Consider the following 7,707-nt stretch of genomic DNA (forward strand, 5'->3'; position numbering starts at 1 on the left):
CCTTCAAAGAGCTGAGCAAGAAGGGTAGATACAACCGTCAGAACAGCATTGTTGCTCTCGATACGGCGAAAGTCCTTGACTGGCTTGAACACCTGAACACTGCAGGTATTCGCCAGCTTCCACTGGGGGACGCTCACGGAGTGCCGGTGGATCTTCCTGGCGGTTTTACGATGCGCATGTCCAAGGAACGTGTGGGTCAGTGGCAGTTCCGTCAGGAGCTGTTGAACCGCTTCGGCAATATGTGTGCGTTTACAGGTGCTTGCCACACGGCGGCGCTGGATGCGGCGCACCTGTACAGTTACGCGCGCGAGGGCGAGCACCGCGTGGATGAGGGCCTTCTGCTACGCAAGGATTTGCATAAGCTTTTTGATAGTGAGCTGGTGGGTGTGAGTTCTTCGCGGACTCTTCTTCTGCACCCTGGCTTGGGGAATACGCAGTATCAGTCGTTGGCGGGTGCCCGCCTGAAGGTTGAGTTGCCTAACCGAGCTCTTGAGCTGTTGGATGAGCACCGCTCGGGCTTGAATTGGCTTGAAGAGGCGCTAGTCTAGGTCTGCTCTGGCTTAGGCCGCCGGGCATGCAACGGGCATGCAAAAGGAGGTGCAGTAGCTTTTGGGCTACTGCACCTCCTGTGCGTTTTTACTGGTTATGTCTTACTGGCTGTGTCGGCGGGCGATAGCCTTACCAATTTCGTGCGGGATACCCACCACAAGAGCATTACCCATGCAGAAGGCACGGTTACCGTCGCTCATGCCGGTGTCAGTCCAGCCGCGAGGGAAGCCCTGCAACTGATCCAACTCATCGGGCACAAGACGGCGGTACGCACCAGAATCACCAATCACAACATGCTTGAAGCGGGAGGCTCCCGAGCCTCCTTCGCCGGTCAGGATGGTACGCGCCGGGCGGTCGAGCGGATCTGGGAAAGACATTGAACCTTCGGTGTAGAAGTATTCAAAGCCGCTTGCCTTGTTGATGCGCTTTTCCTTCTTCGCGCCCTTGAGGTACTCCCAAGAAGGAACCTTGTCAGGGGCAATAAAGAACTGTTCCGGCACCTCAGAGTCGGGAAGAACCACGTCACCAAGCGTCTTAAATTCGCCGCGGTAGTCAGGCTCTACCTTGCTGGTGAGCACGGTGCCGTTCTGCATGACACCGGCAATCTGGAAGGGCGAGGTCTTAGCACCAATTCCGAAGTGTTCCGTCTCGTAGTAAGGGTCGGCGGAGATGGTGAATTCATCGGCCTCATTGAGCTCTTCGAAGACGGAGAGAAGACCCTCAGATTCTGCAGTTTTGACTGGGAATGCTTCTGCTAAAACACCGGTGTGGGTGATTCGGCGCGACAAATCCCATTCGGGGGCGTTGTGTTCGGCGTAAATGTAGACGCGCTTACGCTTCTGCGGGTGGCCGTACTCTGCCGCGTTGATAACGCGCCATTCGACGCTGTAGCCGAGCGCGTAGAAGCAGGAGAGCATAATGGCGAAGTCGCGACCTCGCTGCTTAGCGGGCGATTTCAGCAGGCGGTCAACGTTCTCCAGAACAACATATTTGGGGGTCTTAAGTTCGAGCGCGCGGTGAATATCCCACCAGAGCACGCCCTTCTTACCTTCAATGCCGTGCGACTGAGAAAGGGGCTTGGTGACCGAGTAATCCTGGCAAGGGAAGCCACCGCAGAGCAGGTCAGCGTCGGGAATTTCGTAGAGACCCGCCTCCACGTCATCAAGTACGGCGTGGATGTCGCGGTTTTCGAGGTTTGCTTCTTCGCCGAAACGTTCCTGGTAGCAGCGTGCCGCGAACTGGCGGCCGACCGTTCCCGGGGGCTCCCACTGGTTCGCCCAGACAGTCGTGAAGGGGCCTGCGGAGGGCAGGGTCATGCCGTTGGCGTTATAGCCTTCAAATCCTAAGCGGAAGCCACCTACACCGGCGAAAAGCTCGATAACTTGGATAGGCTGGCTACTGCTGGTGGTTTTCTGATCCATGAGTCAGTAGTCCTTATAGTCCTCTGTAAATACATTCGAATACTAATACTATAGCATAGAATAGTTGTTCAGATCAAGTGGGTTATATAGGAATCCGTGACGATCCAAAGAGCGCAGCTGCGCTATCTGACGTAGCATGAAAGCAAGAAACAGCACCGCCGCTACCCCTCTACTTCCGGAAGGAACACCGACCATGAGCCTTTTCGATTACGACGATACGAGCATTGATAGCATCCTCAAATATACAGAAAAGAATCTCATCGGCCGCACGCTCCATGACATCTTGGAAGAGTTCCAGAACTCCGAGTACAAAACCTATGAAGATAAGAAAAAGGGTACTCCCTCAATGGTTGCGCGCAAGGAAATTAGCGAGCTCTCCAAGGGACGCTATGGCAACCTCACTGAAGAGGCTGTCTTCGGCATCAAACCCAACAGCTCCCGGGAATCCGATATTCCCGCCGCAAAGGTCGAAATCAAAACGACCCCTTACCGGGTGACCGCGAACGGCGCTATTTCCGCCAAAGAACGTCTAGTCCTCAGCATGTTTAATTTTCATGAGGAAAACCTAGACGATTTTTATCAGACGCATCTTTGGCATAAGTGCCAAAATATTTTGCTTCTGTTTTATAAGTACCAAAAGAATCGCGATATTTTGGATATTATCGCCGATAAATTTTTCCTTTTTGACTGGCCCGAAGAGGATATGCCGACCATTCTAGAGGACTATAAACGTATTACCCAGAAAGTCCTGGAGGGACGCGCACACGAGCTTTCCGAATCTGATGGCATGTACCTTTCAACCTGCCGCAAGGGTGCCGGCAAAGACAAGGACCGCACTACTCAGCCCTATGGCCCCGAGCTGGCCAATAGGCGCGCCTGGTCTCTCAAGAGTAGCTACATGACAACTCTCCTCCGCACCAAGGTTTTCAGCCAGGAGGAACAGGAGAGTATCGGTAAAGCAGCCCAGGATACCTCTAAGCCTTTCACCCAGATTATTGAAGAAAAACTTCTGAAGCACCGGGGCCAGAGCGAGAAAGAACTCTGCAAGGAGTTTGATGTTAACTTTAATGCCAAGGGCCGCAACAGCACTCTTGTGAGGAAAATTCTAGGCCTTTCCTCGGATATTGACAGCACTGCTGAATTTAAAAAGGCAAACATGAATATTCGTGCTATTCGTGTTGATAAAAACGGGCTCCCTAAAGAGGATTCTCCCTTTAAGAACTACCGTTTTATTGAACTAGCGAATGAAAAAGAGTGGGAAGAATCCCATATTTACACTGAGATTTTCTCAAGGAAATTCATGTTTGTTGTTTTCCGCGAGAATGAGACCGGTGACTTCTGCTTGGATCAGGTCAAGTTCTGGGGTTTCCCCGATTCCCTCGAGCCGGAACTGGTGAGGGTATGGCAAGAGACGAAGGAAATCATTAATCAGGGCGTTAAACTGACGGTCAAGCCGAATGGCGAGGATGGTGTTAAGGTTTCCACTAACTTCCCGCAGAGCAAGGCGAACGAATACCTTTTTACGAAGGTTCACGCCTCCCAGACCTACTACGAAGTTAAGCCTGGCGAGTTTGTCGGAAAAGGCAAGCTCAAGGATACCGACGAACTGCCCGACGGCAGCCGCATCACGAAGCACTCCTTCTGGCTACCCAAAAAATTCGTTCAGCAGATTTTGCGCGGTGAATGGGACTAATAACCGAACGTAAATAACCGCAGCAGGCGGCCCCGGATACACAGGCGGCCCCGGATACAGATGTGTTCGGGGCCGCCCGCTTTTTAGACCGAGGTTTTCGATAGGTTAGTGTCTTCGCCGTGGGTCTTTAACCCGCAGTGAAGGCACTAACCTATCGAAAATCCATGAACCCGGTGCGCCTTCCATCTGCATCGGGTGGGGGCGCGAATATAACCCCCGCAGACACGCAGAAGCCACATGTGTTTCGAGAAGCCACCATTATTGCGGCTTTTCGAAACACATGTGGCTTCTCGGCGGTAAGGCGTTGATGAAGCAAGTAACCCGGGGCGCCAGCCTCTAGCGGCCAGCACCCCGGGCGCTACTCGTCCGGCTAGAACTCCGGCTAGAACTCCGGCTAGACCCTAGTTGCCGAAGCCCTGCAGGGTTGCTGCCCAGGCGCGGCGAGCCTCCAGAGCTTCCTTAGCCTTGGCGATCTTCTTGGAGTCGCCGCCCTTTTCAGCTGCTGCGAGCTCTGCTTCCAGTTCGGTGAGGGAGTCCTCGATCTGTGCGAGCAGGGAGTTCGCGCGGGCTGCCTTGGCGGGGTCGTTGCGCTTCCACTTTGCCTCTTCGGCGCCGTTGATTTCGTCCTGAATGCGGCGCAGCTCGCCGTCGATGCGACGCAGGTCGTTGCGGGGTACGCGGCCTGCCGCATCCCAGCGGTCCAGGATCTTCTCGAAGGCTGCCTTCGCGCCCTCAATGTCCTCGACGGGCAGGAGTGCGCGTGCTTCTTCGAGCAGTGCTTCCTTGACCTTGAGGTTTTCGGCGTAGACTGCGTCCTGCGCTGCTTCGGCTGCATTGCGGGCGTTGAAGAACACGTCCTGTGCCGCGCGGAAGCGTGCCCACAGCTTGTCGTCTTCGCGACGGTGGCCGCGGGGTACCTGCTTCCAGGCGCGCATCAGGTCGCCGTATGCGCGGGAAGTCTCAGACCAGTCAGTCGAGGTGGACAGCTCTTCCGCGCGTGCAATCAGCTCTTCCTTGGCGCGCTTGATGCGTGCGTTGCGGTCGTCCAGCTGCGAGAAGTGCGCGCGGCGGTTGCGGTCGAAGGTGGTGCGGGCTGCACGGAAACGCTTCCACAGCTCGTCCTCTACGCTCTTTGCCAGGTGAATTTCGCGCTGTGCCTTCTTCCACGCTTCGAACAGTTCGTTCATGCGGGAGTGGGAGTTCTTCCAGTGAATCTGGTCGGGGTCCTGGCCGGCAATCTGCTCGGCTTCCGCGACGATTTCTTCACGGACGGCGAGGGCGCGTTCACGGTTTTCGGTGCGTGCCTGCTGCTGCTTTTCGCCGAGTTCAGCGATCTGCTCTGCCAGTGCGATGAGGCGCTTCTGCAGGCCGGAGTAGTCGCCGACCATGTTGCGCACACCGATCTGTGCACCGATGGAGGTGATGCCCTTCTGCAGGTCTGCGGCGGGGGCGTTGTTGGCGAGGCGGGATTCGAGCAGGGCAACCTGCGCCTCGACGTTTTCAAACTTGCGGGCGAAGTAGCTGAGCGCTTCTTCTTCGGAGGCGCCGGGCAGCTGGCCTACGGCGTATTCTTCGCCGTCGACAATGACGAAGACGTGGCCGTCCTCGGAGACGCGGCCGTACTGGCGTGCCTTTTCGAGGTTTACAGTGTCGTCGGGTTTGGTAGTCACCGCTATAACTCTTTCACTCGGGGGTGCTGGGGGTGGGGCGCCTTTGCGCTGTTCCCCGTGGTGGGCACCCGTTTGGGTGTGCGTGTGCACCTCCTAAGCATAGCCTCTGCGGGGTGTGTGTGAGTAGTGTCTGGTCGTGTTGTGTTGTGGGCGAACCTGCCGGCCGCGGGTTTGTGCGGGTTTGCTCGGGTGGAACTGGGGGAGTGGGTGCTGTGCTGGGGTGGGTGTTGGTATGATGGGTAGATATGCCCGGAGGTGTTCCGGGGTTTTGTTGTCGAGTTCTTTGTCAAGGAGTATCGCGTATGGCTCGCAAGGCTTCGCTGTCTGGTTTTCCCGAGTATCTTCCGGCTGAGCGGTTGGTTGAGAATCATGTTCTGGACACCCTGCGTGAGACTTTTGAGTTGCACGGTTTCTCCCCGATTGAGACTCGTTCGGTAGAGACTATTGAGCAGCTGCTGCGCAAGGGTGAGATTGACAAGGAAGTTTACGCAATTTCTCGCCTGCAGGAGGATGAGGCTGCTAAGGCTAAGGAGAAGCTGGCTCTGCACTTTGACCTGACCGTGCCGTTTGCCCGTTACGTGGTGGAGAACGCCGGTTACCTGAATTTCCCGTTCTCGCGTTACCAGATTCAGAAGGTGTGGCGTGGTGAGCGTCCGCAGGAGGGTCGTGCCCGCGAGTTCACTCAGGCTGATATTGACGTGGTTGGCGACGGCGAGCTGCCGTTCCGTTACGACGTGACCCTGGCGCTGGTTGTTGTTGATGCGCTGTCGAAGCTGCCGATTCCTGAGTTCAAGCTGCGTGTGAATAACCGCAAGCTGGCTGAGGGCTTCTACCTGGGCTTGGGTTTGACCGATACTGCGGCTGTTCTGCGTTCCATTGACAAGCTGGAGAAGATCGGTGCTGAGCGTGTGGCTGAGGAGCTGCAGGCTGAGGCTGGTGCGAGCGCGGATGCTGCCGCTGCCGCCTTGGAGTTGGCGCAGATCCGCACTGAGGACGCTTCTTTTGTGGAGCAGGTGCGTGCGCTTGCCGCTAAGTATTCGGTGGAGCATGAGCTGCTGGATCAGGGTCTTGCTGAGCTGGCTGAGGTCATTGAGGAGGCGTCCCGCCGTGCGCCGGGTAAGGTGCTGGCTGACCTGTCGATTGCTCGCGGCCTGGATTACTACACCGGCACCGTGTATGAGACTGTTCTGGTTGGTCACGAGTCGCTGGGTTCGATCTGCTCGGGTGGCCGTTATGAGTCGCTGGCGTCGAACGGTAAGAAGACGTACCCGGGTGTTGGCTTGTCGATTGGTGTGACTCGTGTGGTGGCTCGTATTCTGTCGCAGGGTTTTGCGCAGGCGAGCCGTAAGGTGCCTTCGGCTGTGTTTGTTGCTTTGACGAATGATGAGGGCTGGTCTGCTGCGAATGATGTTGCGGATGCGCTGCGTGCCCGCGGTATCGCGTGTGAGGTGTCTGCGAATGCGGCGAAGTTCGGTAAGCAGATTAAGTACGCTGAGAAGCGCGGCATTCCGTTCGTGTGGTTCATTTCGTCGGATGAGTCGGGTGCCCCGGTTCACGAGGTGAAGGATATCCGTTCGGGTGAGCAGGTTGCTGCTGATCCGGCTTCGTGGATGCCGCCGGCTGAGGACCTGCACGTTCAGATTGTGCGTGCTGAGGGCCTGTAGGTACCCGTAATACTCGTATTATCCGGTTGCTCTAAGCCTGTATAGACGTGTACCCGCCCGGCGGGGGAGGATGTTGACCTCCCTGCCGGGCGGGTTTTGTTGTGCTTTGGTTTCTTGATTTGGGCTGTGTGAATTTGTGCCATGGTTTAGCGACTTCTGTCGTAGTTAAAAACCATGGCAGAAGACACTAACCTATGGCACAAAATTTCTGGGATACACCCTAACCCTGTGGATAATGGATATTTCCATAAAAACAGCGAGGTTATCCACAGATTTCACGAACAGGCCCCACAACTTCGCAGAGACTGCCAGGATAAAGTCTATGAACACCGCAAATATCCTGGAACCTCACACCATAGCCGCGCAAGCCCCAACCACACGTGCAGCCGAGCTTTACCCTCTCGTGCTCACCCCTCGCATCCTTAACTCACGAGGTATTAGTGCCCGGCATATCCGTGCGATGGTGGCGGCAGGAACCCTACAACGTATTCAGCGAGGAGCCTATATCTACACCCGCGATGCCCAGGCGCTCACCCCCGATGAGCGGCTCGCGGTACGGTGCATTGCCGCCTACCTTATGGGTCTTCAAGGGGTTTTCTCACACACATCAGCAGCTGCACTCTGGGGGCTAGATGTACTCAACACGCCCTCAATCCGTACGCTCCTATCCATTCTCTATGTTCGTGCCTTTGTGAACTTACAAGGACACG

General features: G+C 56.0%; 6 protein-coding genes. 4 read left to right on the top strand and 2 right to left on the bottom strand.

Going from position 1 to position 7,707, the window contains the following annotated elements; all coding sequences use genetic code 11:
- Nucleotides 1-548 (top strand): HNH endonuclease (locus Q0216_RS04390; RefSeq protein WP_298593236.1); only part of this gene is annotated, 548 nt, incomplete at its 5' end.
- A 102-nt stretch (nucleotides 549-650) separates the two neighbouring features.
- Here Q0216_RS04390 and dcm read toward each other — a convergent pair.
- Nucleotides 651-1,970 carry a DNA (cytosine-5-)-methyltransferase gene (gene dcm, locus Q0216_RS04395; protein ID WP_298593238.1) on the bottom strand — a complete coding sequence of 440 codons (1,320 nt, stop codon included), beginning with the start codon at nucleotides 1,968-1,970 and terminating at the stop codon, nucleotides 651-653.
- A 193-nt stretch (nucleotides 1,971-2,163) separates the two neighbouring features.
- On the opposite strand from dcm, the gene Q0216_RS04400 reads away from it, so the two are divergent.
- Complete coding sequence (locus tag Q0216_RS04400; protein ID WP_298593240.1) at nucleotides 2,164-3,663, top strand: Sau3AI family type II restriction endonuclease; 1,500 nt, start codon at nucleotides 2,164-2,166, stop codon at nucleotides 3,661-3,663.
- 401 nt (nucleotides 3,664-4,064) lie between these two features.
- Here the strand turns inward: Q0216_RS04400 and Q0216_RS04405 are convergent, their stop codons facing one another.
- Nucleotides 4,065-5,333, bottom strand: coding sequence for a DUF349 domain-containing protein (locus Q0216_RS04405; RefSeq protein ID WP_298593241.1), 1,269 nt, complete (start codon nucleotides 5,331-5,333; stop codon nucleotides 4,065-4,067).
- Nucleotides 5,334-5,635: 302 nt separating this feature from the next.
- Here Q0216_RS04405 and hisS point away from each other — a divergent pair, with 302 nt between their 5' ends.
- Together hisS and Q0216_RS04415 are read left to right on the top strand one after the other, a co-directional pair.
- Nucleotides 5,636-6,997 (top strand): histidine--tRNA ligase, encoded by a 1,362-nt coding sequence (gene hisS, locus Q0216_RS04410; RefSeq protein ID WP_049341928.1) that lies wholly within the window; start codon nucleotides 5,636-5,638, stop codon nucleotides 6,995-6,997.
- A gap of 322 nt (nucleotides 6,998-7,319) precedes the next feature.
- Nucleotides 7,320-7,707, top strand: a 388-nt coding sequence (locus Q0216_RS04415; protein ID WP_298593243.1) for a type IV toxin-antitoxin system AbiEi family antitoxin domain-containing protein, incomplete at its 3' end; no start/stop codon positions are given.

The sequence above is a fragment of the uncultured Rothia sp. genome (assembly GCF_937976295.1).
Lineage (GTDB): Bacteria > Actinomycetota > Actinomycetes > Actinomycetales > Micrococcaceae > Rothia.